Origin of the sequence: Streptomyces lancefieldiae, assembly GCF_031845825.1 — a bacterium.
Taxonomy (GTDB): domain Bacteria; phylum Actinomycetota; class Actinomycetes; order Streptomycetales; family Streptomycetaceae; genus Streptomyces; species Streptomyces lancefieldiae.
In genome coordinates this window covers 1-26,617 of sequence record NZ_JAVRFH010000053.1, presented here as the reverse complement: position 1 = coordinate 26,617, position 26,617 = coordinate 1, and the positions used below count along the sequence as shown (strand labels likewise).

The following is a 26,617-nucleotide window of genomic DNA, read 5'->3' as shown; positions in this document are numbered from 1 at the left end:
CGCACGGAGTACGGGCGTGCGGCGATTTGCAGAGGTTCCCGCGCGTTCGTGATCGTTTGCCGCGGGTTTTCGCGGCGGTGCGCGGGGGAGGGAGCAGGCGTGCCCAAGGTGTCCTCGGTGATCGTCCCCTACGCGGCGTACCTGCGCGTGTACGAGCCGCTGGCCGCCTTCCCCGAGCCGGAGCGCGCCCACTGGACCCGCTACGCCCGCCGCACCGACCTGCCCTCCTACCAGGACGAACTCCGCCGCTCCCTGGCCGACCTGCTGCCCACCCCACCGGTCCCGGTACCGGTGCACGAAAGTGCCGACGCCTTCGTGACCGAGGCCGACGGCGTGGTCTGCGTCTGCCCCTGGCGGACCCGGCTGCGCGGCTGGCAGGCCTTGGTGGAGCTGGCCGAGGACTTCCCGGAACCGGTGCTGGACGCCCTGCTCCCACCGGTCGTACGCAGCCAGACCACGCGGGACTACGAACGCTGGCTCGAGCGCAACCCGGACGCCCGCCCGTGGATCCGCACGGCGACCTGGCAGGTGCCGATCAACTGGTTCGTGCTGGTCTCCGACGAGGAGCGGGAGTACGAGAAGGGCGGTGACGGCCCCGGGGCGGACGCGCCGGTACTGCGCTACCGGACGCCGATGGTGCAGGCGCGCCGCCGGGTGGCCCGGGGACTGAGGGCCCTGAAGGAGGCCATGGACGAGGGCCCGCTGATCGACGGACTGGTGGACGTGGGGCGCTGGCTGGAGGAGTTCCACCCGCGCTCACTGGTGGAGCTCGACTACGGCGGGCTCGTGCACGCCCTGCCGGCCGGCGAGCTGGAGGACGACCACTCCGCGGCGGACGTGGCCGAGGGCATCGAGGCGCTGCGCCACGGCGACGGGGCCACGGCGGGTGCGGCGTACGGGCGGCTCGTGGAGCGGTGGCGGTCGGTGCGGGACCGGCGGTCGGCGAACTGACGTTTGACGTGCCGCCCGTTTTGGGGTTTCGTCTTCCGCTCCGACACCCGCCCCGGGTGAGCTGACTTCTCGTCAGCACGGGACGTAGGTCCCGATCCGGGCGTATGTGTCAAGCGTGACGGACCGCACGTACAGCACTCTTGCGCCGCTTGCCCCTCCTCGTGCCAAAATAGGACAAGGAGCCCGGGGAGGGCTCTTTCCGTCCTGTTGTGATGCACTGTGGGCGGAATCTCAGCATTGCGCGCTTTGGGGGGCCTGGTGACTTCTGCTCGTCCTGTGACTGATCGTCACAGTGGCGTGACTGTCCGCTATGGCACGGTCCATCGGCTTCCGTCGCTGATGAACACCTGGGAGGGCAATTCCATCGGTTTGGCCGACGCGGCTGGACAGATGGTGTAGTTGTAGTGCCGAGGACAAGCCGTTCGTCCTATAACCGACTCGACTCGCGTCCGCCATTTCGGGCAACGCGGGTCAAGGTGCAGAATTTAGAGGAAAGAACCGAGAAGGTTCGGTTCTCCCGAGGAGGCCGCTCATGACCGCTCGCACCCCTGATGCCGAGCCGCTGCTGACCCCGGCTGAGGTCGCCACCATGTTCCGCGTCGACCCTAAGACGGTCACGCGCTGGGCGAAGGCCGGCAAGCTCACGTCGATCCGCACGCTCGGCGGGCATCGCCGCTACCGCGAGGCCGAGGTCCGCGCTCTGCTCGCGGGCATCCCGCAGCAGCGCAGCGAGGCCTGAACAACTGAATAACCGGGCCAAACGGCAGGTCCCCCAACCTGCCCGGACGCTCGGAACCACAGCTCCACACGACGCGGGACCTGCCCCAACAGGCCCTCCGCCCAAGCCGTTCGAACATGTCGGGCCACCGACAGGGTGCGTCGTCGATCGCGCTGGACTCCGCCGGGTCCAGCGCGATCTTTTTATGTCCGGGCACCTTCCGTGCCCTGCCTGGTGGCAGCCTGCCCGCCTGTCCTGTGAGCGCCCTTGTCGGAGTCTGGGGAGGGCTGTCGGATCCCCTGTGTGCGAGGGGCGGGACGGAAGTGCAATTGCACATATTAAATTGACTCGTTGTAGGCGAGGCGTAAGTGCCACCGTCTCAAAAACTCACGCCGTGACACCCGTCACAGGACACGAAGCTTGTTGGCTCCGGCGTGCGTGCGCTAGAGGAAGCGCTGGTTCCACCAGATCGGCGTGACAAGGGCGTTGGGGTCGGCAGGGGTCACGCGGTGGGTGCCCTCCCGTCCTCGACGCCCTCTTGACGACCCGTCGGGGACACCGGGGCCGGCGAGTCCCACGCCAGCCGCAACAGACGGTGGCAGATCGGACAGTGGCGCGTCAGATGACGGTACGACGACGCGGCCGACAGATGCGCACGCAGCAGTGCCCGCGTCTCGTGCCTGACCGATGCCGTCATACGCCGCCTCCAGGGGCCGTACGGGGAACGTGCCCTGTCTTTGGAGTACCGAGCGAATGTGACGCCGTCAAGGCCGTGAGAGGGGCGCTGAGGGCTTCTGGGGCCGTGTGGCGGGCGACCCGTGGGGCAGGACGCGCCGCCAGGGGACGAGGGCGACGAAAGAAGCCCCGCACCATTCGGTGCGGGGCTTCTTTCCTTGCGGTCCTGACGGGATTTGAACCCGCGGCCTCCACCTTGACAGGGTGGCGAGCACTCCAAACTGCTCCACAGGACCAGGCTTTGCGGTGCCACGCGGCGGATTCGCTTTCGGATTCTGCCTGCGTTGCGCTGCGAGATGAGACTGTACAGGAGGGTGGGCCCCGGGTCGAACTCACCCTCCGTGCGCGTCCCGTCACGGTTCCGATCCGGCCCCGGCTACGGCACGAGCGCGTCGATCGCCTTCACGATCCGCTTGTCCGAGACGGGATACGCCGTGCCCAGCGCGTGCGCGAAATAGCTGACCCGCAGCTCCTCGATCATCCAGCGGACGTCCAGGACCTGCCGCGGCACCGGCCGCCCCCGCGGCATCTGCTCCAGCAGCCACGCGTACTCGTCCCGCATCTCGTGGACCTTCTCCATCCGGGTCGTGTCCCGCTGGACGCCGGTCGGCATCTGCTGCAGACGCCGGTCGGCGGCGACCAGATAGCGCATCAGGTCCGGCAGCCGTCCGATGCCCGCCTCCGTCACGAAACCGGGCTTCACCAACTCGTCCAGCTGCGCCCGCACGTCCTGGAGGTTCGGCAGCAGCGCGGGGCTGCGTACGGCTTTCAGGCGCCGTTCACAGGCCTGCCAGGCGGCCAGCACCTGCTGCACCTGACCCACCGTACGGACGGTCGTGTCGACGATCTCCGCGCGGACCTTGTCGTAGAGCTTGCGGTACGACTCCTCGTCCCACGCCGGCCCGCCGAAGTCCGCGATCAGCCGGTCCGCCGCCGCCGTCGCGCAGTCGTCGAACAGCGCCTGGACCGAACCGTGCGGATTCGCCGACAGGCCCAGCTTCTGCTGGTTGGTCAGGCGATCGCTCGCGAACTTCGCGGGATTGACCGGGATGTTGCGCAGGATCAGCCGACGCGTGCCCCTCCACATCGCCTGCGCCTGCTCGGCCTCGGTGTCGAAGAGACGAACGGAGACGGTGTTCGCCGTCGCTCCGTCGTCGACCAGCGCCGGATACGCCTTCACCGGCTGGCCCGCCCGCCGTGTCTCGAAGACACGGGACAGCGTGCCGATCGTCCAGTCGGTCAGCCCCGCGCGCTCCACGGACTCGCCGCCACTGCGCTCCGCGGTGGCCGCCGCGGCCTGCGACAGCGCCTTGCGCGCCTTCGGCTTCAGCCGGAGCTTCAGGGCCTCCAGATCCTTGTCCTCCGCGAGGTTGCGGCGGCGCTCGTCGACGATCCGAAAAGTGATCTTCAGATGGTCGGGGACCTTCGACCAGTCGAAGTCCTCCGCGTCGAACGGCACCCCCACCATGCGCTTCAGCTCCCGCGCCATGGTCACCGTCAGCGGTTCCTGCAGGGGCACGGACCGCTCCAGGAACGCCTGGGCGTAGTTCGGGGCCGGCACGTAGTTGCGGCGGATCGGCTTGGGCAGCGACCGGATCAACTCCGTGACGACCTGCTCGCGCAGCCCCGGGATCTGCCAGTCGAAGCCCTCGTCCGTGACCTGGTTGAGCACCTGGAGCGGGATGTGGACGGTCACCCCGTCCGCGTCCGCACCCGGCTCGAACTGGTACGTCACACGGAACTTCAGCGGCCCCTGGCGCCAGGAGTCCGGATAGTCGTCCTTGGTGACCGCACCCGCCTTCTCGTTGATGAGCATCTCGCGCTCGAAGTCGAGGAAGTCGGGCTGCTCGTGCCGCTTGTGCTTCCACCACGAGTCGAAGTGCGCACCGGAGACGACGTGTTCGGGCACCCGCTGGTCGTAGAAGTCGAACAGCGTCTCGTCGTCGACCAGGATGTCCCGGCGCCGGGCCCGGTGCTCCAGCTCCTCCACCTCGGTCAGCAGCCGGCGGTTGTCCGCGAAGAACTTGTGGTGCGTGCGCCAGTCGCCCTCGACCAGCGCGTGCCGGATGAACAGCTCGCGGCTGGCCTCCGGATCGATCCGCCCGTAGTTCACCTTGCGCTGGGCCACGATCGGCACGCCGTACAGCGTGACCTTCTCGTACGCCATCACGGCCGCCTGGTCCTTCTCCCAGTGCGGCTCGCTGTACGTCCGCTTGAGGAGGTGCCCGGCGAGCGGCTCCACCCACTCCGGCTCGATCTTCGCGTTGACGCGGGCCCAGAGACGGGAGGTCTCCACCAGCTCCGCCGACATCACGAAACGCGGGGGCTTCTTGAACAGTGCCGAACCGGGGAAGATCGCGAACTTGGCGCTCCGCGCACCCACGTACTCGTTCTTCGCGCCCTCCTTCACGTCCTTCATACCGATGTGGGAGAGGAGCCCGGCCAGCAGCGACACGTGCACGCGGTCGTCCGGGGCGGCGTCGTCGGCGTCGTTGAGATGGATGCCCATCTGCTTGGCGACCGTGCGCAGCTGCGTGTAGATGTCCTGCCACTCGCGGATCCGCAGGAAGTTGAGGTACTCCTGCTTGCACATCCGGCGGAACGACGACGAGCCCCGCTCCTTCTGCTGCTCGCGGACGTACCGCCAGAGATTGAGGAACGCGAGGAAGTCGCTGGTCTCGTCCTTGAAACGGGCGTGCTGCTGGTCGGCCTGCGCCTGCTTGTCCGCCGGACGTTCCCGCGGGTCCTGGATGGACAGCGCCGCCGCGATGACCATGACCTCGCGGACACAGCCGTTCTTGTCGGCCTCCAGCACCATCCGCGCCAGCCGCGGGTCGACGGGCAGCTGGGCCAGCTTGCGCCCGGTGTCGGTGAGCCGCTTGCGTGCGTCCTTCTGCGCGGGGTCCAGCGCACCCAGCTCCTGGAGGAGCTGCACACCGTCGCGGATGTTGCGGTGGTCCGGCGGATCGATGAAGGGGAACTTCTCGATGTCGCCGAGGCCGGCCGCGGTCATCTGCAGGATGACGGAGGCGAGGTTCGTCCGGAGGATCTCCGCGTCGGTGAACTCCGGCCGCGCGTCGAAGTCGTCCTCGCTGTACAGCCGGATGCAGATGCCGTCGCTGGTCCGCCCGCAGCGGCCCTTGCGCTGGTTGGCGCTGGCCTGCGAGACCGGCTCGATGGGCAGCCGCTGCACCTTCGTGCGATGGCTGTAGCGCGAGATGCGGGCGAAGCCGGGGTCGATGACGTACTTGATGCCCGGCACCGTCAGCGAGGTCTCGGCGACGTTCGTGGCGAGAACGATCCTGCGCCCGGTGTGCTGCTGGAACACCCGGTGCTGCTCGGCGTGGGAGAGGCGGGCGTACAGCGGCAGGATCTCGGTGAATCTGTACTTCTTCTTCTCGAGCGCGTCGGCGGTGTCCCGGATCTCCCGCTCACCGGAGAGGAAGACGAGGATGTCGCCCTTGCCCTCGCCCATCAGTTCCTCGACGGCGTCGGTGATCGCGGTGATCTGGTCCCGGTCGGCGTCGTCGCCGTCCTCCTCGAGGAGCGGGCGGTACCGCACCTCCACCGGGTACGTCCGGCCGCTGACCTCGATGATCGGCGCGTCACCGAAGTGCCGGGAGAAACGCTCGGGGTCGATCGTCGCCGAGGTGATGACGACCTTCAGATCCGGCCGCTTCGGCAGCAGCTGCGCGAGGTAACCCAGCAGGAAGTCGATGTTGAGGGACCGCTCGTGCGCCTCGTCGATGATGATCGTGTCGTAGGCGCGCAGCTCGCGGTCGGTCTGGATCTCGGCGAGGAGGATGCCGTCCGTCATCAGCTTGATGAAGGTCGCGTCCGGATTCACCTGGTCGGTGAACCGCACCTTCCAGCCGACGGCCTCACCGAGCGGCGTGTCCAGCTCGTCCGCCACCCGCTCGGCGACGGTACGGGCGGCGATCCGCCGGGGCTGCGTGTGTCCGATCATGCCGCGCACGCCACGGCCGAGCTCCACACAGATCTTCGGGATCTGCGTGGTCTTCCCGGACCCCGTCTCACCGGCGACGATGACGACCTGGTGATCGCGGATGGCCTCCGCGATCACGTCCTTCTTCTGGCTGACCGGGAGCTGCTCGGGATAGCTGACCGCGGGCACACGGGCCCGGCGCTCACCCATGCGTTGTTCGGCCTTGGCCACCTCTGTCTCGATCTCGGCGAGAACGGCGGCCCGGGCCTCCGGCTTACGGATCTTCCGCGCACCCTCGAGCCTGCGGCCGAGCCGGTGCGCATCGCGCAGTGACAACTCGGTCAGCCGGGAAGCGAGGGCGCCGAGGGCGGGGGCGGGGTGCGTAGACATACGGTCTCCAGGATCGCATCCCGGGGAAAATCCTGGCGAACGCTTTTGCCGCCACGCCCACGGAGGCACCCGTCCACCGATACACCGAGGACTGCACCGGTACGCGGAGGGTGCACAGGTACGCGGAGGGTGCACAGGTACGCGGAGGGCTGCACCGACATACAACAAGGCCCCGATCCGGAGATCGGGGCCTTTGCTGTGGCTGGGGCCGGGGTCGAACCGGCGACCTATCGCTTTTCAGGCGATCGCTCGTACCAACTGAGCTACCCAGCCGTGAGGTTTCACGTGAAACCTCAGCGGTCCTGACGGGATTTGAACCCGCGGCCTCCACCTTGACAGGGTGGCGAGCACTCCAAACTGCTCCACAGGACCATGTGGATGCGTGCGAACCAACGAAAGCAAGTGTCGCACACCGTACTGCGTGCCCCCAACGGGATTCGAACCCGTGCTACCGCCTTGAAAGGGCGGCGTCCTAGGCCGCTAGACGATGAGGGCTATCGGCCCGCCTGGGCGCTTCTCAGCGCGTCGGGGACGTGAGAAGCATAGGCGATGGCGGGAGGTATCGCCAAAACGCTTTACGGAGGGCCGGAGCTCGCGCCGGAGGGGGACGGGGTCGCGCCCGGCTGGTTCTCCTTCGGCAGGTGGCGGCTGACCTCCGCCGTCGTCAGGCCCAGGCCGCCGAGCTTGATCTCGTCCCAGGCCTGGAGGCGTCGGGTGTCCCGGTCGAAGTAGAGGATCGACGCCTGGATCGGGTCCGGGTACTTGCCCTCGACGGCGCGCAGGCCGCTGCCGCCGGTGGAGCCCTCGATGCGCAGGCGGGTGCCGTACTTCATGACCTCCATGTCCTCGTGGTGGACGTGCCCGGCGAGCACCAGGGGCACCCCGCCGTCCACCTCGCGCGCCGCCGAGGGCTCGTGGGCGATCGCGACGTCCACGGGGGTGTCGGCCGCGGCCTGGTCGCGGAGGGCGGAGGCCAGGCGGGCGCCGGCGAGCTCCTGGGAGGCTTCCGCGCCCTCCGGCCGGGAACGGTCGGGGGTGTACTGCGGGTCGCCGATTCCGGCGAAGCGCAGGCCCGCCACGGTCCGGGCCCGGCCGTCGTCCAGGACGTGCACGTTCTTCAGGCCCTCCAGATAGTCCTGGGTGACGGTGGAGTCGTGGTTGCCCCGGACCCAGACGTAGGGGGCGCCGAGGTCCTCGATCGGGTCGAGGAACCCGTTCTCCGCGGCCGTGCCGTGGTCCATGGTGTCGCCGGAGTCGACGATCACGTTCACCTTGTACTGCTCCACCAGCGAGGCGATGATCTTCCAGCTCGCCGGGTTGAGGTGGATGTCCGACACGTGCAGGACACGGATGGTGGTCGGGTCGGGCTGGTAGGCGGGGAGCGTGGAGGTGACGTCGTAGAGCTTGGTCACGTTGGTGACCAGGCGTGCCAGTTCCTGCTGGTAGACGTCGAACTCGGTGACGATGCTGCGCGCGTCGCCGACGAGCGAGGGCGCGGAGGAGAGCAGGCCGGAGAACTTCGGCTCCAGGACCGAGTCGGGGTTCCAGGTGGCGTACGCGGTACCGCCGGAGGCGACCAGGAGGGTGAGGGCGAGGCCCCCGGCGCCCAGGGCGCGCCGGGGGCGGCGGTAGACGGCGAGGCCGAGGGCGGTGGCGCCGGTGACGACGGCGACGCAGGAGCGGACGGCGAGGTCGAGGGTGCCGTGTTCGACGTCCCGGGCGACCTCGTCCTGGAGGCCGGAGAGGCGCTCGGGGTGGTCGACGAGGGCCTGGGCGCGGTCGGGGTCGAGTTGGTCGACGTTGACGTCCAGGCGGACGGGGGCGACGTGGCTGTCGAGCTGGAGTGCGCCCAGCGGGGAGACGTTGATCTTCGTGCCGCCGGCCAGGGAGGGACGCAGGGTCATGGTCGTGTTCATGGGGCCGACCGGGACCCGGACCTGGCCCACCACCAGCAGTCCCAGCCAGGCCCCGAGCAGGACGACGGCGACGAGGCCGACGGCGCGGGTCCACGGGCGTGTCCGGGGGGCGGGTTCGAGCACCGTGGACGTCCGGTGCGCGTGGTGGCGGCGGGTGAGGGCGTGCGGGGCGTTGCGGATGGGTTTCATCACCTCGGCCAGGACGTGCAGGACTGCGGCGGGGACGCGGGCCATTGGTCCCGTATGCCCGGGGCCCGGGGCGGATATGCGGGCGGTGGCCTCCGGCCGCCGGGCCGGGGGAGCGGGGCGGGACGGTGCGGGGCGCGTCTGTGTCGTACCCCACGGTCGTACCCGACAATGAGCCCTGTGCTGGAGATGACGCGCGAGGAGTTCGAGGAACTGGTCGCCGAGGCCCTGGACCGGATCCCGCCGGAACTGACGCGGCTCATGGACAACGTCGCGGTGTTCGTCGAGGACGAACCACCGACGGACGATCCCGAGCTGCTCGGACTGTACGAGGGGACGCCGCTGACGGAGCGCGGTGAGTGGTACGCGGGGGTGCTGCCGGACCGGATCACCATCTTCCGGGGGCCGACGCTGCGGTTCTGCGAGACGCGCGAGGACGTCGTGGCGGAGACCGAGGTGACCGTGGTCCACGAGATCGCACACCACTTCGGGATCGACGACGCGCGGCTGCACGCGCTCGGGTACGGGTGACGCGCTCGGGTCAAGGTCCGCCTCGCGGGGCGCGTGTCCTCTTGTGCGTGACGGGAGTTGGGCAGGTCGACTCCTTGAGACCGGAGGTGGCCGCCCGTGCGCCCCTTGTACGTACCCGTCCGTCTGGCCGCCACGGCCGTGGCCGTCGCCGCTGCCGCCGGCTGCATGAGTGTGGGTGACGACGGGGCCGGCGGGGGCGCCAGGCCGTCGCACTCCGCCGGGGAGCGGGGCGGTGCGGGCTCCGACGACGGCCCGCAGGCGTCGGGCGGGAACGTCGGGTACGGCGCCGCCGCGGTCGAGGGCGGGCACGGGCGTGACAAGGGGAAGCGAAAGGGGAAGCCGGGCAAGGGCGACGACGAGAGCGGGGGCAAGGGCGGGGGCGGGGAGGAGAAGGGCACGTCTCCCGCGGCTCCGCCGTCCGCGCGTCCGACCGGGTCCGCTCCGGCGGGGGACGGCGGGCCGGACGAGCCGGCGCCCACCTGGACGCCGCCCGTGGAGCCACCGCGGACGGTGGAGCCGGAGCCGACGCCGCCCCAGGAGCCGCCCGCGTCACCGCCGCCGGAGCCGACGCCGCCGGAGCCGTCCTCGTCGGCGCACGAGCCGCCGGGGACGCAGTTGGCGCACCGGGAGCCGGCCCCGGAGGCCGGGGTGCCGGTGTAGGCGCGGAGGGGGTGCGGAAGCGGGCGTGGAGGGGGTGCGGGGGACGTGCCCGAGGGAGCTGCGGGAGTGGGCGCGGGCGGGGGTGCCGGAGAGGGTGGCGGCCCGGCTGAGCTGGGCATGTGCTACTCGGTTTGCGTTCGGGGGTGGGGAGTGCGTATGGTGGCAGATCGTTTGATCCCATTTGCCCGGCGCCACCGCAGAGCGCGCCGTGTGGCGCGTACTCTCCTTTGCCGTGGTGGACCGCATCGAGGCGGTCGTATTGCGAATCGCGATTCACGGAGTTGACGGGCGCGTGCCGACGAGAGACTCCGGAAGGTTTCGCATTCGCATGTCCATCATCAGTACTGATCACGTCGTCGTGCCCGAGAACGCCGACATCCCCGAGGGCCCCGAGGCCGTCGAGAACCCCGGCACCGAGGCGGTCGACACGGACGCCGTCGCCGTCGCGTCGGAGGCCGCCGAGGCCGCCGAGGCCGCCCCCGAGGTGACCTTCGCCGACCTCGGTCTGCCCGAGGGCGTCGTGCGCAAGCTCGCGCAGAACGGCGTGACCACCCCCTTCCCGATCCAGGCCGCGACCATCCCGGACGCGCTGGAGGGCAAGGACATCCTCGGCCGGGGCCGCACCGGCTCCGGCAAGACCCTCTCCTTCGGTCTGCCGACCCTGGCCACGCTGGCCGGCGGTCGCACCGAGAAGCACAAGCCGCGCGCCGTCATCCTGACGCCGACCCGTGAGCTGGCCATGCAGGTCGCCGACGCGCTCCAGCCCTACGGCGACGTGGTCGGCCTGCGGATGAAGGTCGTCTGCGGCGGTACCTCCATGGGCAACCAGATCTACGCCCTGGAGAAGGGCGTCGACATCCTGGTCGCCACGCCCGGCCGGCTGCGCGACATCATCAACCGCGGCGCCTGCTCGCTGGAGAACGTGCAGATCGCCGTTCTCGACGAGGCCGACCAGATGTCCGACCTGGGCTTCATGCCCGAGGTCACCGAGCTGCTCGACCAGGTGCCGCCGGGCGGTCAGCGGATGCTGTTCTCCGCGACCATGGAGAACGAGATCAAGACCCTCGTCGACCGGTACCTGAACAACCCGGTCAGCCACGAGGTCGACGCCGCCCAGGGCGCCGTGACGACCATGTCGCACCACATCCTGGTCGTGAAGCCCAAGGACAAGGCGCCGGTCACCGCGGCCATCGCCTCCCGCAAGGGCCGCACCATCATCTTCGTCCGCACCCAGCTGGGCGCCGACCGCGTCGCCGACCAGCTGCGTGAGTCGGGGGTGAAGGCGGACGCGCTGCACGGCGGCATGACGCAGGGCGCGCGTACGCGCACGCTGGCCGACTTCAAGGACGGGTACGTCAACGTCCTGGTCGCCACCGACGTCGCCGCCCGCGGCATCCACGTCGACGGCATCGACCTGGTCCTGAACGTGGACCCGGCCGGTGACCACAAGGACTACCTGCACCGCGCCGGCCGTACGGCCCGCGCCGGCCGCACCGGCACCGTCGTCTCCCTGTCCCTGCCGCACCAGCGCCGTCAGATCTTCCGGCTGATGGAGGACGCGGGCGTCGACGCCACGCGCCACATCATCCAGGGCGGCGCCGCCTTCGAGCCGGAGGTCGCCGAGATCACCGGTGCCCGGTCGATGACCGAGGTCCAGGCCGAGTCCGCGGGCAACGCGGCGCAGCAGGCCGAGCGTGAGGTCGCCCAGCTCACCAAGGAGCTAGAGCGCGCCCAGCGCCGTGCCACCGAGCTGCGTGAGGAGGCGGACCGGCTGGTCGCCAGGGTCGCGCGGGAGCGGGGTGAGGACCCGGAGACGGTGCTGGCCGAGGTGGCCGCGGCGTCGTCGTCCGAGCCTGAGGTCTCGCTGCCCGAGCAGCCGGGTCCCCGGGACGTCGACAAGGCCGAGCGCAGCGGCGGCAACGGCCAGGACCGCTACGCCGACCGCGACCGCGGTGGTCGTTCCTTCGACCGTCGTGACGACCGGGGCGGCCGTTCCTTCGAGCGTCGCGACGACCGCGGTGACCGTGGCGACCGTGGTGGTTTCCGCCGTGACGACCGCGGTGACCGTGGTGGTCGTTCCTTCGACCGTCGTGACGACCGGGGCGGCCGATCCTTCGACCGTCGTGACGACCGCGGTGACCGTGGCGACCGTGGTGGTTTCCGCCGTGACGACCGCGGTGACCGAGGCGACCGCGGTGGTCGCTCCTTCGACCGTCGTGACGACCGTGGCGGCCGATCCTTCGAGCGTCGCGACGACCGGGGCGGCTTCCGCCGTGACGACCGCGGTGACCGAGGCGACCGCGGTGGTCGCTCCTTCGACCGTCGTGACGACCGCGGTGACCGTGGTGGTGACCGTGGTGGTTTCCGCCGTGACGACCGTGGCGACCGTGGTGACCGCGGCGGGCACCGTGGCAGCGACCGCCCCTTCAACCGTGACCGTCAGGGCGACCGCCCGGGCAGCGACCGTCCCTTCAACCGGGACCGTCAGGGCGACCGCCCCGGCTTCCGCGCCGGCGGGCACGACCGCCCGTACGGCCGTCGTGACGACCACCGTGGTTCCTCCTCCTTCGGCCGCCGTGACGACAAGCCGCGCTGGAAGCGCAACGGCTGACGCCGGCAGCCGGACCGGCTGAGCGGTAACCGAACGCCGTGGCCCCTGCCCTGACGGGTGGGGGCCACGGCGTTTTCCGGTCGGCGCGTCGTGGGAGCCACGCGGGGCACGGCGCGTCCGGCGCGCGGACCGCTCCCGGGCGCTGCCCCGCTTTCGGCCGCGAAGTGACGCATGTCACGTCCTTGGTGAGGGAATCGCTGGGGGCATGACAGATGACGCCAAGGCGAGTGGGCTGTCGGACGAGGAACGGCTGGCCCAGCTCGGCTACACCCAGGTTCTGGCCCGCCGCATGTCGGCGTTCTCCAACTACGCGGTCTCCTTCACCATCATCTCGGTCCTCTCGGGATGCCTGACGCTGTATCTGTTCGGCATGAACACGGGCGGCCCCGCCGTCATCACGTGGGGCTGGGTCGCCGTCGGCCTGATGACCCTCTTCGTCGGCCTGGCGATGGCCGAGATCTGCTCGGCGTACCCGACGTCGGCGGGCCTGTACTTCTGGGCGCACCGCCTCGCGCCGCCCCGTACGGCGGCGGCCTGGGCGTGGTTCACGGGCTGGTTCAACGTGCTCGGCCAGGTCGCGGTGACCGCCGGCATCGACTTCGGCGCCGCTTCCTTCCTCGGCGCCTACCTGAACCTCCAGTTCGACTTCGAGGTGACGCCCGGACGCACGATCCTCCTCTTCGCCGTCATCCTCGTCCTGCACGGCCTGCTGAACACCTTCGGCGTCCGCATCGTCGGCCTCCTGAACAGTGTCAGCGTCTGGTGGCACGTCCTCGGCGTCGCGGTGATCGTCGGTGCGCTGACCTTCGCCCCGGACCACCACCGGTCGGCGTCCTTCGTCTTCGGCGAGTTCGTCAACAACACCGGCTGGGGCAGCGGCGTCTACGTCGTCCTGATCGGCCTGCTGATGGCCCAGTACACCTTCACCGGCTACGACGCCTCCGCCCACATGACGGAGGAGACGCACGACGCCTCCACGGCCGGCCCGAAGGGCATCGTCCGTTCCATCTGGACGTCCTGGATCGCCGGCTTCGTCCTCCTCCTCGGTTTCACCTTCGCCATCCAGTCCTACGAGGGCTCCCTCGCCTCCCCGACCGGCGCACCGCCCGCGCAGATCCTGCTCGACGCGCTGGGGGCCACCGCGGGCAAGCTGCTGCTGCTCGTCGTCATCGGGGCGCAGCTGTTCTGCGGGATGGCGTCGGTGACGGCCAACAGCCGCATGATCTACGCCTTCTCCCGCGACGGCGCGCTGCCCTTCTCCCACGTCTGGCACTCGGTGAGCCCGCGCACCCGCACACCGGTCGCGGCGGTCTGGCTGGCGGCTCTGGCCGCGCTGGTCCTAGGCCTCCCGTACCTGATCAACGTCACGGCGTACGCGGCGGTGACGTCGATCGCGGTCATCGGCCTCTACATCGCCTACGTCATCCCGACCCTGCTGCGCGTCCGCAGGGGTGCCGCCTTCGAGCGGGGGCCGTGGCACCTGGGGCGCTGGTCGCGGGTGGTGGGCGTGGTGGCGGTGGCGTGGGTCGGCGTCATCACGGTCCTGTTCATGCTGCCCCAGGTCTCCCCGGTCACGTGGGAGACGTTCAACTACGCGCCGATCGCCGTCCTGGTCGTCCTCGGCTTCGCCGCGACCTGGTGGCTGGCCTCGGCCCGGTACTGGTTCCTCAACCCGGACCACGAACGCACCAGGGCCCGCGCGGCGGCCCGCGCGAACGCCCCCGAGCCGGCGGACCCGTAGCCCGGGCCCCTGCGACCGCCCCGCCCGGCGCGGCGTCGTCCCCGATCCCCGACCCCCGGCCCCCGATCCCCGTTCTTCGATCGCCGATACCGGATCGGAGATGCGGCCACGTCGGGCTATGCTCGGTGTGGCAACATCACGCCACACCCCTTGGGCCCTTAGCTCAATTGGCAGAGCAGTGGACTTTTAATCCATTGGTTGTGGGTTCGAGTCCCACAGGGCCTACCGCCACGCCCCCAGCTCACGAGCACGACGAGCTGGGGGCGCCGCCGTCGCACCGCTGGAGCGCGCCATGCCCCTCCCGTACGTCCTGCTCTCCGCCGCCGTCTCCCTCGACGGCTACCTGGACGACACCGGCCCCGAGCGCCTCCTGCTGTCCGGCCCGGCCGACTTCGACCGGGTCGACGAGGTGCGCGCGTCCGTCGACGCGATCCTGGTCGGCGCCGGCACGATCCGGGCCGACAACCCGCGGCTGCTGGTCAACTCGGCCGAGCGGCGGGCCGCGCGGGTGGCGGCCGGGAAGCCGGAGTACCCGCTCAAGGTCACGGTCAGCGGGTCGGGGGAGCTGGACCCGGCGGCGCCGTTCTGGCACACGGGAGGGGAGAAGGTCCTCCTGACCACGGACGAGGGCGCCCGGCGGGCCCGCGTGCTGGGACTCGCCGCCGACGTCGTGCCGCTCGGCAGCGCCCTCGACTGGCGTGCGGCGCTGGAGTACCTGCACGCCGCGCGGGGCGTACGCCGACTCATGGTCGAGGGCGGGGGGACCGTCCACACCCAGTTGCTGCAACAGGAACTCGCCGACGAACTGCAGCTCGTCCTCGCCCCGCTGCTCGTCGGGGACCCGGACGCGCCCCGCCTGTTCGGGCCCGGCGCCTACCAGGGCGGGCGGCTCAGGCTGGTGGAGTCGCGGCGCATCGGGGACGTCGTGCTCATGCGGTACCGGCCGACCGCCCCGGGCACCGACGGCCGGGTCTCCGCGGCCGACCGGCACTGGCTGGCGCTCGCCTGCGAGCTGGCCGGGCTGTGCCCGCCGTCCGGGACGGCTTTCAGCGTGGGGGCGGTCGTGGTCGCCGCCGACGGTACGGAGCTGGCGCGCGGACACTCACGGGAGGGGGGCGACCCCGTCGTGCACGCCGAGGAGGCCGCGCTCGCCAAGGCCGACCCGGCCGACCCGCGGCTCGCGACCGCCACCGTGTACAGCAGCCTGGAGCCGTGCGCCCGCCGTGCCTCCCGGCCCGCGCCCTGCGCCCGGCTGATCCTCGACGCCGGGGTGCGCCGGGTGGTCACGGCCTGGCGGGAGCCGGACACCTTCGTGCCGGGGGCCGACGGCAGCGGGGTGCTCGCCGCGGGGGGCGCCGCCGTCGTCGTACTGCCGGAGTACGAGGAGCGGGCGAAGGCGCCCAACCGTCACCTGGAGGGGTAGGGAGATACGGATGTGCATTCTGCCCCCGAGATGGCGTACAGTGGAGACACAACGACGCGGGGTGGAGCAGCTCGGTAGCTCGCTGGGCTCATAACCCAGAGGTCGCAGGTTCAAATCCTGTCCCCGCTACTCAAGACCGAAGGCCGGAATCCATTGAGGATTCCGGCCTTCGGTGCGTTCACCCGGTCGGCCCCCGAAGGCTCGCCCCCCGCCCCCGCTCCGGGAAACCTGGAGAACGGGACGGCAGGCGGCGTCGACGTGCGGGGCGGCGGGAGACGAGTGGTGCGGCCAGGTGACGTGGCAGACGAGGGACCGTACGCCCGGGCCGGCGGCCGGCTTCCCGGCGATCCCGTGCCCGACCCGGGGCTCGGCGACAACATGGTGCTCCCGCCGTCCGCCGGGCCCGAGCGGCGGCGGCGGACCGCGTACGGGCGGACCCTCGTACGCCTGCTGCCCGTACTGCTGATCGTCATCGCCGTCCTGTACGACATCCTGACCCCGAGGTACTTCACCGCCGGGCCCCTCTACACGGCCGCGCCCCTGGTCGCCGCCCCGGTCTACTCACGGCGCGGCACGGCGCTCACCGGTGTCGCCGTGGTCGCCGCCGTGATCGGGCTCCAGCTCAGCAAGGGCGTCATCCACTACGTCGACTCCCTCACGGAGCTGATCACCATCGCGACGGTCGCGGCACTCGCCGTCCTCGTCAACGCCTTCGTGCGCCGCACCGACGAGCGCCTCGTCTCCGTCCGCGAGATCGCCGAGGCCGCCCAGCGCGCCGTGCTGCCCGAGCCCACCGAGCGGATCGGCGGCTTCGAGATCGCCGCCCGCTACGAGGCCGCGCAGGCCGACGCCTTCATCGGCGGGGACCTGTACGCGGTGCAGGACAGCGCGCGCGGCGTCCGGCTCATCGTCGGGGACGTACGCGGCAAGGGCATGGGGGCGGTGGCCGCCGTCGCCGTCGTGATCGGCGCCTTCCGGGAGGCCGCCGAGCAGGAGACGACGCTGGAGGCGGTGGCGCAGCGGCTGGAGCGGGCCCTGGCGCGCGAGGGCACCCGGCGGGAAGGACTGGACGCCTTCGAGGGGTTCACCACCGCCGTCCTCGCCGAACTCCCGCACGGCGACGGCGTGGTCCGCATCGTCAACCGAGGCCATCCTCCGCCCCTGCTGCTGTACGCCGACGGCACCCTGCTCCCGCTGCCCGCCCGGGAGTCCGCGCTGCCGCTCGGCATGGGCGAGCTCGGTGTGTGGCCCGACCGCGCGGACGAGGTCGACTTCCCCGGTGGGGCCACACTGCTGCTGTACACCGACGGTCTGTCGGAAGCCCGCGACGACCGGGGCGAGTTCTACGAGCCGCACCAGCGGCTGGCCGGTCGCGTCTTCCGGCATCCGGCCGAGCTGCTCGACACCCTGGCCGAGGACGTGCGCCGCCACTCCGGGGGCGGCATGGCGGACGACATGGCCCTGCTCGCCGTACGACGGCCCTGACCGCCATCACGGTTGGTGACGGATCGAGCGCCCTGCGCATAACAACTGACACACCGTCAGAAAGTGCTGGGGCGGGAGGTGCCACTGAGGGGCGGTCAAGTCGCCCCGTTTTAGCCGATGGTGAGGCTTACGTCCCCGCGGAATCCGTTAATGATCAAGTGGAACAGCTTGGAATCCGAGCCCCCCGTCTATTAACGTTCGATAACGCAGCGCGGTCGTCCCAGCCGTCACAGAAGGCGGCTCCGTGCGCACGCGCCGAATCCCGTGAGGGAACCGGGGAACCACCACCTTGGGGTGAATCGGGCGTATGACGCCGTGGAGACACGGCCGATATACGCGCGTAGGAGACCTTCCTGCTCCGAACCCGTCAGCTAACCCGGTAGGCGGAAGGAAGGAAAGGAGTACGCCCACGTGGCGTCCAACCGGCCTGCCCCCGAGGCCCCGTTCGTGCCGAGCCGGCACGACACCGAAACCTTCGGCCACGAAGGCCACCGTGCCGAAGAGGGCCCCTGGGAGGAGTGGAATCCCACCGAGGAGTCCATCCGCCCCGTACGCGGCCGGCACCGCGTCGCCAAGCAGCGCGGCGGACTCGCCCGCAGTTCCACCGTCCTCGGCGTCGGTGTCATAGCGGCCGTCGGAGCGGGCGGCATGGCCAGCGCGCAGGCCGGCAAGCCGCCGGTGCCGATCTCCATGCCGGACCTGCCGAACGTCGGCTCGCTCATCTCCGACGAGGAGCCGGAGCCGGAGGGCACCGCCACCCCGCTCAGCGGCATCGGCACGGCCTCCACCGACACCGCGGAGGGCACCACCGACGCCGGTGAGACCCTGCGGACCCGGATCATGGCGCAGGCCGAGCAGCAGCAGGCCCAGGCCGAGAGCAGGGCCGCCGCCGAGGCTGCGGCCGCCGCCGAGAAGCAGGCCGCGGAAGCCGCCGCCAAGGCGGAGGAGGAAGCCAAGGCCAAGGCCGCCGCCGCCAAGAAGAAGGCGGAGGAGGAGGCCGAGAAGAAGGCCGAGGCCGAGCGGCTCGCGCAGCTGGCCAAGCAGTACACGCTGCCGACCTCCTCGTACACGATCTCCTCCACCTACGGTCAGGCCGGCGCCTACTGGTCCTCCGGCCACCACACCGGCCTCGACTTCGCGGCACCCACGGGCACACTGCTCAAGGCGGTCCACAGCGGCACGATCACATCGGCCGGCTACGAAGGGTCGTACGGCTACAAGACGGTGCTCACCCTCGACGACGGCACCGAGATCTGGTACGCCCACCAGTCCTCCATCGGCGTCAGCGTCGGCCAGAAGGTCAGCACCGGTGACGTCATCGGCCGCGTCGGCGCCACCGGCAACGTCACGGGCGCCCACCTCCACATGGAGGTCCACACGAGCTCGGGCGCCGGCATCGACCCCATGGCGTGGCTGCAGAGCAAGGGCCTCACTCCCTGAGCCGCACTCTCCCCGGCCCTCGCCGCCGCTGAACCCCGGCGGTCCTGACGGAGACCCCCTCGACGTCAGGGCTGCCGGTCCGTGCGTCCGGGCGGCTATCGCTGGTCGGGGTGGGGCGGGGAGTACGGCAGGTACGGGTGGGGTGCGGGGTACTGCGTCGGTACCGGTACTGATGTCGGCACGGTAGGGGCGTGACCGTAGGGGCCGTACGAGCCGTGTCCCCCGTGTCCCGGCCATGGCCACGGCAGGACGGGAGGCGGAGGTGCCGTGACGCGGGCCGCGTGCTCCAGGGCCGGGCGTGCCACGTTCCGTCGGTGCCACAGGGCGTCCAGCAGTTCCCGCTCCCGTACGACGTAGTCGGCGCCCGCCCCGCCCCGGCGCCCCCGGTGCCGCAGGAAGGCCAGTGAGGTCGCGTACGCCTCGTACTGCGCCACCGCCCGCGCCGCCGGTTTCCCCGCGTACCGGCGGGCGTGCTGCCGGGCGATGCGACGGGCGCGCATCGAGCCGAGGGCGAACGGTTCCGTCGGCGCCAGCCACCCGGCCGCGACGTACGCGGGCAGTTCGGCCCGCACGGTGACCAGTTCGCGCTGCCGGGTCCAGATCACCAGCCAGGTCAGCAGGCCGAACGCGGGGAGCATGAAGGCCGCGTACACCGCGAAGAAGCCGTACTGGCCGAACGAGGCCGAGCCGTTCCACAGCGCGTGCATGCCCATCGCGAGCAGCAGGCCGGACAGCGGGAGCAGGGCGCGGCGCAGGCGGTGGCGGTCGGCCAGGAGCGCGGTGATGCCGAAGCCGATGCCGGTGAGCACGGTGAACAGCGGGTGGGCGAACGGCGACATCACGATGCGGACGAAGAAGGTCGCGGCGGTGACGGAGGCGATGCCGCTGTCGCCGGTGAGCTGGTCGGTACCGAAGGCGGTGCCCAGGTAGAGGATGTTCTCGGTGAAGGCGAAGCCGGTGGCGGTGACACCGGCGACGACCACGCCGTCGACGATGCCGGTGAAGTCCCGCCTGCGGAAGAGGAAGACCAGCAGGACGGCGGCGGCCTTGGCGGACTCCTCGACGACCGGGGCTATGACCGTGGCGCCGAGGGTGTCCGCACCGGCCGGGTCGGCGGTGGCCGTCGCTATCCACCTCGTGGCGAAGCTGTTCGCGATGATCGCTATCAACGCCGCCGCGCAGGCGCCCCAGGCGAAGCAGAACAGCAGGTTCCGCCAGGGCCCGGGGTCGACCCGGTCCAGCCAGCGGAACGCGGCGATGAGCAGTGGCACGGGCAGTACCGCCAGCCCCAGCCCCACCAGGAACCCCTGCGTCCCGGTCTGTTCACGCACCAGGGCCAGGATCACCAGGCCGGAGAGCGCCAGCAGGGTGATCAGCGCGCCGTAACGCACCCAGGTGCGCTGCCACCAGTGCGGACGCGGCGGATACGTCGGATACGGGGGACAGGTGGCCACGGCATGGACCCTAACCGGTGGGGGGCTGCTCCTTGTACTGATCGCGGTGCTGTTCGCGGTGCGGTGCGGGGTGCTCGTCGCGGTGCGGTACGGGGTGCCGTACGCGGCGGAAGAGCAAGTCGTTCACCACATGTCCCTTGTCCAGGCCCTGGCCCTCGAAACGGGTCAGCGGCCGGTGGGCGGGGCGCGGCGCGTAACCGCCGTCGGGCACGGTGTTCTCGAAGTCGGGGTGCGCGGTGAGGACCTCGAGCATCTGTTCCGCGTACGGCTCCCAGTCGGTGGCGCAGTGCACGACGGCGCCCGGCGCCAGCCGGGTCGCGGCCAGGGTCAGGAACTCCGGCTGGATCAGACGGCGCTTGTGGTGCCGCTTCTTGGGCCAGGGGTCGGGGAAGTACACGCGCAGGCCGGCGAGGGAGTCGGGGGAGAGCATCTCGCGCAGGAGGATGATCGCGTCGCCGTTGCCCACCCGGATGTTGGACAGCCCGTTCCGGTCCGCGAGAGCGAGCAGGTTGCCCTGGCCGGGGGTGTGGACGTCGACGGCGAGGATGTTGGTGTCCGGGTCGGCGGCGGCCATCTGGGCGGTGGCCTCGCCCATGCCGAAGCCGATCTCCAGGACCACGGGTCCGCTGTTGCCGAACAACTCGGGAAGGTCGATGACCCGCTGCCCGTCGATGTCCAGCCCCCACTTCGGCCACAGCCGCTGCAGCGCGTCCGCCTGCCCGGCGGTCACCCGGCTCCGCCGGGGCTGGAAGCTGCGGATCCGCCGCTCGAAGTGCGATCCGGCGGGATCGGCCTTGGGCCCGTCCGGGAACCGGGGCTCGCCCTTGACACGGGTGTGCCGCGGGGACCCGCCGACGGGGGACGCGTCGGCATGGGGGGCGGCTGGCTGGGGGGCGTCGGAAGCGCTGCGGAAATCAGACACAGTGCCCCCAATTTTACGGCCGTCCGAGCATGGCCAGCGCCCTGCGCCCCACCTCCCGCCCGATCGGCAGCGCCGCTGTCGCCGCGGGCGACGGTGCGTTCAGGACGTGCACGGCGTGGGCGCCCTCGCGGATCAGGAAGTCGTCCACCAGCGTCCCGTCCGCGAGCACCGCCTGCGCCCGCACCCCCGCGGCCGCCGGCACCAGGTCCTCCTCCGTCACGCCGGGCAGCAGCCTGCGGACCGCCGCCGTGAACGCCCGCTTGGACAGCGACCGCCGCAGTTCGCCGGCGCCGTACCGCCAGTGCCGCCGGGCCAGCCGCCACGAGCCCGGCCAGGCCAGCGTTCCTCCGAGCTCGCGGGGCCGCACCACGCCCCAGTCGTAGCCCTCCCGGGCGAGCGCCGGGACCGCGTTGGGGCCGATGTGCACGCTTCCGTCGATGCCGCGGGTCAGATGCACCCCGAGGAACGGGAAGGCCGGGTCCGGCACCGGGTAGACCAGCCCCCGCACCATTTCGGGTCGCGCCAGCTCGTAGTACTCGCCCCGGAAGGGGACGATCCGCATGCCGGGGTCGTCCCCGGTCATCCGGGCGATCTCGTCGCAGCGCAGCCCCGCGCAGTTCACCAGGACCCGGGCGCGCAGCACCTCCCCGGAACGGGTGCGGACGGCGACCCCGAGGTCCGGGCGCCGGTCGATGTGCCGCACCTCGGCGTCGTAGCGGATCCGCGCGCCCGAGGCCCGGGCCAGCTGCCGGGCCACGGCGACGTAGTCGCAGACGCCGGTCGTGCCGACGTGTATGGCCGCGAGGCCCTGGACCTCCGGCTCGTACTCCTCGATCTGGGCGGCGCCCAGCTCCCGTACCGGTATGCCGTTCTCCCGGCCGCGCTGCACGAGGGCGTGCAGGCGGGGCAGCTCGGCCCGGTCGGTGGCGACGATCAGCTTGCCGGTGACCGCGTGGTCGATGCCGTACTCGGCGCAGAACTTGACCATCTCGGCGGCGCCCCGCACCGCGTAGTCGGCCTTCAGGGAGCCCGGGCGGTAGTAGACGCCGCTGTGGATGACGCCGCTGTTGCGGCCCGTCTGGTGCCGGGCCGGGCCCGGTTCCTTCTCCAGCACCGTGACGTGTGTGCCGGGCGCGGCGCGGGTGATCGCGTACGCCGTGGACAGCCCGACGATCCCGCCGCCGATCACCAGCACGTCGCAGTCGTATGCGATCTCGGCCCGCATCCGTTCCACCTCCGGCCCACCTCCCGGCTTCGATAGTGCACTGTGCCACTGACAATGCCTTCAAACCCGGGAGACGGCGGGCTCATGCCGATGTCATCAGGAGCGGGCGGGCGCGCTCGCGCAGTTCGACCACGCGTGGCTCGTCGCCGTACGGCTCCAGGCGGTGGAGGAGGTCCCTGACGTACTCGGTGGTGCGGGCGGAGGAGATGCGGCCGGCGACCTCGACCGCCCGCACACCCTGCTCGCAGGCCGCGTCCAGATTGCCCGACTCCAGCTCGGCCACCGCCGAGACGACGAGCCTGAGTCCGTGCGAGCGTACGAACTCCTCCGTCGGTTTCGACAGTGCCTGCTCGGTGAAGCGGCGGACCTGGCGTGGTGCCTTGAGGTCGCGGTAGCACTCGGCCGCGTCGGCGGCGAACCGGTCGTAGGAGTAGAAACCCAGCCAGGACGGGTCGCTGTCGCCGGGGCGGGCGCGCTCCAGCCAGCTCTCGGCCGCCTTCAGGGCGGCGCCGGCCGCCGGTGCGTCGCCCGCGCGCGCGTGAGCCCGTGCCTCGACCAGGCGGAAGAAGCTCATGGTGCGGGCCGTGGCCAGCCCCCGGTTGCGCTCGAGGGCGGCCTGCGCGAGGTCCACGCCCTCGTCGCCGAAACCGCGGTAGGTCGCCTGGAGCGACATGGAGGCGAGTACGTAGCCGCCCAGGGGGACGTCGGCCGCCGCGCGGGCCAGGCGCAGGGCCTGGATGTAGTAGCGCTGGGCCGCTTCCTGCTGGCCGGTGTCGAAGGCCATCCAGCCCGCCAGGCGGGTCAGTTCGGCCGAGGCGCCGAACAGGGCGCGGCCGACCTCGTCGGAGTAGGAGCCGAGGAGCAGGGGCGCCGCCTCCACGCGCAAGCACTCGGGGACCATCGACGAACGCCAGTCGCCGCCGCCGTACTTGGAGTCCCAGCGACGGGCGTCCTCGGCGGCCTCCCGGAGTTTCTGCACATCGCTGTGGCCGACTTTGAGCGGTGCGCCGGAGCCCTCGGCGGGGCTCGCCTCGCGCGCCACCGAGCTGTCGGCCGGGGTTATCAGCCATCGCGATGCGGGCGTTGCGTATGCGCTCACTGCGAACGATCCGGCGAGCGACTGCCAGATGCCGCCGGAGCCGGCCCGGCGGCCGGCGAGGTCGAGACGGTACAACTCGGTGGCGGACCTGACGGCCTGGCCGACGTCCCGCGGGAAGGCGAGGCCCACTTCGGGAGCGGGGTCCGCGTCCGCCAGGCCGATCTCGTGGAGCGGCACGGGACGGCCGAGCTTCTGGCCGATGGCGGCGGCGATGAGGTGCGGTGCCGCACCCTGCGGCACCATGCCCTTCGACACCCAGCGCGCCACCGACGTCTTGTCGTAGCGAAGAGTCAACCCGCGTTGGGCGCCGAGGTCGTTGACGCGCCGCGCGAGTCCTGCGTTGCTGATTCCCGCGAGGGCGAGAACCGTGCCGAGCTTTTCGTTCGGCCCGCGTTGCTCCCTGGACATGCGCCACCCCTCGACACAGACGGCTGCCGCGCTGGCATAACCATGCGGCATTCGTAAACCCAGCGTAGTTCGCCGCATCCCATGCGTTAAGAGGCATTGTTCCGGATGGCGGGATTGTGGTCCGTACTGAGGTGCGGAGTCTGTACGGTCTGTCGCGGCGTGCTCCCGCTGTGTGGCCGTGCGCCCGTCCGTGCGCTCTACTCCGGCCATCGGGGGAGCGGTTCCATGGTGATGCGTGGGTCGGCCCGCTGTACTGGATCCGGTGGGCTGGGGGACGCCGCCGCCTACATCCCCGCGGGCGGTGGACCGGTCCGGGGGGTGCGCCTCGCCCCCCGGACCGAGCGCCGCCGGGCAGTGCGCAAAGCCTGTACGTAGCGTGTTCGAACGTGTCTGCGTGACGGCGATTTGGCCGAAAATCGACCCCGGTGCTCTCGGGGTGCTACCGCCCCCACCACGGGAGTTGAGGGCGCGCGCGGTAGCCAAACGGCGCGTTGCCGGGGCGCATTCGCGTCGTCCTCGCGCCCTCGAGCAGGGAGTTGGCGCTCTCGCGTGAGTCTCCGCGGGGGCGCATTCATGGGAGCACACGCGGCTCCGCCGGCGCTCTGCGGCGCGCCCTTCATGGCAGCATGGGGAACCAGTTCGTGCGGTGCACTGGTTGTCCCCAGCCTGTGGAGGCGTCGATGCGGTGGTTGGTGGGGTGGAGCAGTGCCGCCATGGCCGCGCCGGGCGCCGGAGCGGGGGGCTCCGCGGGGGCCACCGGGTACGACGGCGAGACCGTGCAGCCCGTGGGCTCCCAGCTGTTGTGGGGCGACCCCGATCCCCTGTGGGCGGTCGGCGACTGGCGCCCCGACGAGGTGCGCGTCGTCACGGCGGACCCGCAGACCCGGATCGCCGTCCTCGGCATCTGCGGCGCGACCGACGAGCAGCTGCGGGTCGGGCTGTTCGCCGCGCGGGGAGGCGCACTCCGGCATCTGACCGCGTGGCCCGGCAGCTACACGGCCGTCGTCCAGGTGGGACGGCGCATCACCGTCTGCGGCGACCTCGCGGGCGCGCGGCCGGTGTTCCACACCCCCTGGTCCGGCGGTACGGCGTACGCGACCGCCGCGCTGCCCCTGGCCGACCTCGTCGAGGCCAACCTCGACTTCGGGCACCTCGCCGCGCTGCTCGCCGCGCCCGACGTGCCGGCCGCGCTGGACGACTCCACCCCGTACGACGGCGTGAAGCGCGTTCCGCCGGGGCATGCGCTGATCCTTCGCGCCGGGGCGCGCGAGATCGCGGGGTACGAGCCGGTGGCCTCCCTCGCCGTGGCGGCGCCCTCGGCCGATCCCGACCGGGCGGTGGACGGTGTGCGGGACGCCCTGGTCGAGGCCGTACGGACGCGGCTGGCCGCGCCGCGGCACGTCCCCGGCGACGGCATCGACCCCGGGCCGGTGCCGGGCATGGGGCCCGCGGAACGGCGCGCCGCGCGCGGGATGCCGGTCCCGGGGATCGGCGCCGACCTGTCCGGCGGGCCGGCCTCGGGGACGCTGGCGCTGCTGGCCGCCGGGCTGCCGGGGATGCCGGGGACCCTGCTCGGGCACGGCACGGGGGCCGGGGAGCGGCTGCTGGCCGTCACCTTCAACGACCTGGCCGTCGGCGGGCAGGAGTCCGAGCTGGAGCGGGCGGGTGCGCTGGCCGCCAATCCGCGGCTGCACCACGTGGTGGTCGCCGGTGACGAGCAGGTGCTGCCGTACGCCGCGCTGGACGGCCCGCTGACGGATGAACCGGGCTCCTGCCTGGTCGCGGCGGCACGGCATCGGGCGCGGCTGGCCGCGGGCAGTGCCGACCACTTCACGGGGTACGGCGCGCGGCAGGTGCTGGACGCGCATCCGGCTCGGCTGGCCGACCTGCTGATGGACCGCAAGCGGCGGCAACTCGTACGGCCGGTCGCCGCCCTGGCCAAGGCCGACGGTTCGGTGCTGGTTCCCGCGCGCGTGTACGCCGCGGCGCGGCGGCTCGCGCGGACGCCGTACCGCACCGGGCTCGAGGTGCTCGCCGAACGGCTGCTGCGCCGGCGCTTCGACACGCCTGGTGACGGGGCCATGGAGGCGTCGCTCGCCGTGCTGTGCTGGGCGGGGCCGGGGCCCGCGGCGCGGTGGCTGACCGGAGAGGCGCTGGCTGAAGTATCGGTTCGCCTGCAGACGTCCTCCCAGCGGTCCGGGGTCGGTCCGGGGCAGCGGCCCGGTGACTTCCGCGCGCGGGCGGCGCTGGCCCGGCAGGCGGCGGACGTGCGGGTGCTGGAGCAGGCCGCCGAGATCCGCTTCCAGCGGCTCCACACGCCGTTCCTCGACAATCAGGTCGTCCGGGCGTGCCGTGCGCTGCCGGAGGCGCTGCGGGTGCAGCCGGGGGCGCGGGCGGCGATTTTGCGGACGGTGCTGGAAGGGGCGGGGGTGAGCGAGCTGCCGAGCGGCTGGGGAGCGCCGACGCAGGCGGTGGCGGCCTCCGCGGCGCGGACGGGGCTGCGGGTCGCCGCGGACTCCCTGATGGGGCTGTTCGACACGCCGTTGCTCGCGGAGGCGGGGCTGGTCGAAGCTCGGATCGTGCGGAAGGCTGTGCGGGGGGCGGCGGCGGGTGAGGCGTTGCCGCTGGACGGGCTGGCCGACCTGGTCTCCCTGGAGCTGTGGCTCCGGCGTCTTCTTGCCCGGCGTGGCACCTGCTGGACGGGTACGCCGGCGCGGCAGCGTGCGGTGCCGGGGGGGATCGCGCCTCAGCGGGGGGCGTTGGGTGGGGCGGGGGC

17 protein-coding genes, 6 tRNA genes and 1 riboswitch are annotated in these 26,617 nt (G+C 71.7%); of the genes, 12 read left to right on the top strand and 11 right to left on the bottom strand.

Annotation, left to right across the window (positions count from 1 at the left end; translation table 11 throughout):
• The first annotated feature begins 99 nt into the window (after nt 1-99).
• Nucleotides 100-951, top strand: a complete 852-nt coding sequence (locus RM812_RS33745) for a hypothetical protein (RefSeq protein ID WP_311581773.1) — start codon at nt 100-102, stop codon at nt 949-951.
• Nucleotides 952-1,483: 532 nt separating this feature from the next.
• Nucleotides 1,484-1,690, top strand: coding sequence for a developmental transcriptional regulator BldC (bldC, locus tag RM812_RS33740; RefSeq protein ID WP_003949541.1), 207 nt, complete (start codon nt 1,484-1,486; stop codon nt 1,688-1,690).
• Between the two features lie 481 nt (nt 1,691-2,171).
• Here the strand turns inward: bldC and RM812_RS33735 are convergent, their stop codons facing one another.
• The 7 genes from RM812_RS33735 to RM812_RS33705 form a co-directional block, all read right to left on the bottom strand.
• The gene (locus tag RM812_RS33735; protein WP_311581431.1) at nt 2,172-2,366 is read right to left on the bottom strand and encodes a DUF6274 family protein; all 195 of its coding nucleotides are present in this window, start codon (nt 2,364-2,366) and stop codon (nt 2,172-2,174) included.
• Between the two features lie 199 nt (nt 2,367-2,565).
• A tRNA-Asp gene (locus RM812_RS33730) sits at nt 2,566-2,640 on the bottom strand.
• A 140-nt stretch (nt 2,641-2,780) separates the two neighbouring features.
• Nucleotides 2,781-6,740: an ATP-dependent RNA helicase HrpA gene (gene hrpA / locus RM812_RS33725; protein WP_311581427.1), complete on the bottom strand. Its 3,960-nt coding sequence runs from the start codon at nt 6,738-6,740 to the stop codon at nt 2,781-2,783.
• A gap of 199 nt (nt 6,741-6,939) precedes the next feature.
• A tRNA-Phe gene (locus tag RM812_RS33720) sits at nt 6,940-7,013 on the bottom strand.
• Between the two features lie 24 nt (nt 7,014-7,037).
• Nucleotides 7,038-7,112: transfer RNA gene (locus RM812_RS33715), tRNA-Asp, on the bottom strand.
• A 50-nt stretch (nt 7,113-7,162) separates the two neighbouring features.
• Nucleotides 7,163-7,235, bottom strand: a tRNA-Glu gene (locus RM812_RS33710).
• Between the two features lie 80 nt (nt 7,236-7,315).
• Nucleotides 7,316-8,890, bottom strand: coding sequence for a metallophosphoesterase family protein (locus RM812_RS33705; protein WP_311581424.1), 1,575 nt, complete (start codon nt 8,888-8,890; stop codon nt 7,316-7,318).
• A 132-nt stretch (nt 8,891-9,022) separates the two neighbouring features.
• Between RM812_RS33705 and RM812_RS33700 the strand changes: the two genes are divergently transcribed.
• The 9 genes from RM812_RS33700 to RM812_RS33660 all read left to right on the top strand — a co-directional run bounded on the left by RM812_RS33700 (nt 9,023) and on the right by RM812_RS33660 (nt 18,733).
• Nucleotides 9,023-9,373: a metallopeptidase family protein gene (locus RM812_RS33700; protein ID WP_311581421.1), complete on the top strand. Its 351-nt coding sequence runs from the start codon at nt 9,023-9,025 to the stop codon at nt 9,371-9,373.
• Nucleotides 9,374-9,469: 96 nt separating this feature from the next.
• A complete protein-coding gene (locus RM812_RS33695) occupies nt 9,470-10,033 on the top strand; it encodes a hypothetical protein (RefSeq protein WP_311581419.1) in 564 nt (187 codons plus the stop codon).
• 328 nt (nt 10,034-10,361) lie between these two features.
• Nucleotides 10,362-12,644 (top strand): DEAD/DEAH box helicase, encoded by a 2,283-nt coding sequence (locus RM812_RS33690; RefSeq protein ID WP_311581416.1) that lies wholly within the window; start codon nt 10,362-10,364, stop codon nt 12,642-12,644.
• Between the two features lie 205 nt (nt 12,645-12,849).
• Nucleotides 12,850-14,385 carry an amino acid permease gene (locus tag RM812_RS33685; RefSeq protein WP_311581414.1) on the top strand — a complete coding sequence of 512 codons (1,536 nt, stop codon included), beginning with the start codon at nt 12,850-12,852 and terminating at the stop codon, nt 14,383-14,385.
• 152 nt (nt 14,386-14,537) lie between these two features.
• A tRNA-Lys gene (locus tag RM812_RS33680) sits at nt 14,538-14,610 on the top strand.
• Between the two features lie 67 nt (nt 14,611-14,677).
• Nucleotides 14,678-15,808: a dihydrofolate reductase family protein gene (locus RM812_RS33675; protein ID WP_311581412.1), complete on the top strand. Its 1,131-nt coding sequence runs from the start codon at nt 14,678-14,680 to the stop codon at nt 15,806-15,808.
• Between the two features lie 55 nt (nt 15,809-15,863).
• Nucleotides 15,864-15,937, top strand: a tRNA-Met gene (locus RM812_RS33670).
• A gap of 153 nt (nt 15,938-16,090) precedes the next feature.
• A complete protein-coding gene (locus RM812_RS33665; RefSeq protein ID WP_311581409.1) occupies nt 16,091-17,293 on the top strand; it encodes a PP2C family protein-serine/threonine phosphatase in 1,203 nt (400 codons plus the stop codon).
• Nucleotides 17,294-17,536: 243 nt separating this feature from the next.
• Nucleotides 17,537-17,694: riboswitch (cyclic di-AMP (ydaO/yuaA leader) on the top strand.
• Between the two features lie 10 nt (nt 17,695-17,704).
• A complete protein-coding gene (locus RM812_RS33660; RefSeq protein WP_311581406.1) occupies nt 17,705-18,733 on the top strand; it encodes a M23 family metallopeptidase in 1,029 nt (342 codons plus the stop codon).
• A gap of 95 nt (nt 18,734-18,828) precedes the next feature.
• On the opposite strand, the gene RM812_RS33655 is transcribed toward RM812_RS33660, so the two are convergent.
• The 4 genes from RM812_RS33655 to RM812_RS33640 form a co-directional block, all read right to left on the bottom strand.
• Nucleotides 18,829-20,187: a PrsW family intramembrane metalloprotease gene (locus tag RM812_RS33655; protein WP_311581403.1), complete on the bottom strand. Its 1,359-nt coding sequence runs from the start codon at nt 20,185-20,187 to the stop codon at nt 18,829-18,831.
• A gap of 10 nt (nt 20,188-20,197) precedes the next feature.
• A complete protein-coding gene (trmB, locus tag RM812_RS33650) occupies nt 20,198-21,109 on the bottom strand; it encodes a tRNA (guanosine(46)-N7)-methyltransferase TrmB (RefSeq protein ID WP_311581400.1) in 912 nt (303 codons plus the stop codon).
• Nucleotides 21,110-21,122: 13 nt separating this feature from the next.
• On the bottom strand, nt 21,123-22,334 hold the full coding sequence (lhgO, locus tag RM812_RS33645) for an L-2-hydroxyglutarate oxidase (protein WP_311581397.1): 1,212 nt from the start codon (nt 22,332-22,334) through the stop codon (nt 21,123-21,125).
• An 82-nt stretch (nt 22,335-22,416) separates the two neighbouring features.
• The gene (locus RM812_RS33640; RefSeq protein ID WP_311581394.1) at nt 22,417-23,841 is read right to left on the bottom strand and encodes an MFS transporter; all 1,425 of its coding nucleotides are present in this window, start codon (nt 23,839-23,841) and stop codon (nt 22,417-22,419) included.
• 680 nt (nt 23,842-24,521) lie between these two features.
• Between RM812_RS33640 and RM812_RS33635 the strand changes: the two genes are divergently transcribed.
• Nucleotides 24,522-26,617: asparagine synthase-related protein (locus RM812_RS33635; protein ID WP_311581391.1), on the top strand; the 2,096-nt coding region annotated here is incomplete at its 3' end.

Bases quoted from the DNA above. Each gene is read 5' to 3' on its own strand.
- hrpA (WP_311581427.1), bottom strand. From the start codon at position 6,740: ATGTCTACGCACCCCGCCCCCGCCCTCGGCGCCCTCGCTTCCCGGCTG.
- lhgO (WP_311581397.1), bottom strand. From the start codon at position 22,334: ATGCGGGCCGAGATCGCATACGACTGCGACGTGCTGGTGATCGGCGGC.
- RM812_RS33640 (WP_311581394.1), bottom strand. From the start codon at position 23,841: ATGTCCAGGGAGCAACGCGGGCCGAACGAAAAGCTCGGCACGGTTCTC.
- RM812_RS33705 (WP_311581424.1), bottom strand. From the start codon at position 8,890: ATGGCCCGCGTCCCCGCCGCAGTCCTGCACGTCCTGGCCGAGGTGATG.
- bldC (WP_003949541.1), top strand. From the start codon at position 1,484: ATGACCGCTCGCACCCCTGATGCCGAGCCGCTGCTGACCCCGGCTGAG.
- RM812_RS33735 (WP_311581431.1), bottom strand. From the start codon at position 2,366: ATGACGGCATCGGTCAGGCACGAGACGCGGGCACTGCTGCGTGCGCAT.
- RM812_RS33685 (WP_311581414.1), top strand. From the start codon at position 12,850: ATGACAGATGACGCCAAGGCGAGTGGGCTGTCGGACGAGGAACGGCTG.
- RM812_RS33675 (WP_311581412.1), top strand. From the start codon at position 14,678: ATGCCCCTCCCGTACGTCCTGCTCTCCGCCGCCGTCTCCCTCGACGGC.
- RM812_RS33690 (WP_311581416.1), top strand. From the start codon at position 10,362: ATGTCCATCATCAGTACTGATCACGTCGTCGTGCCCGAGAACGCCGAC.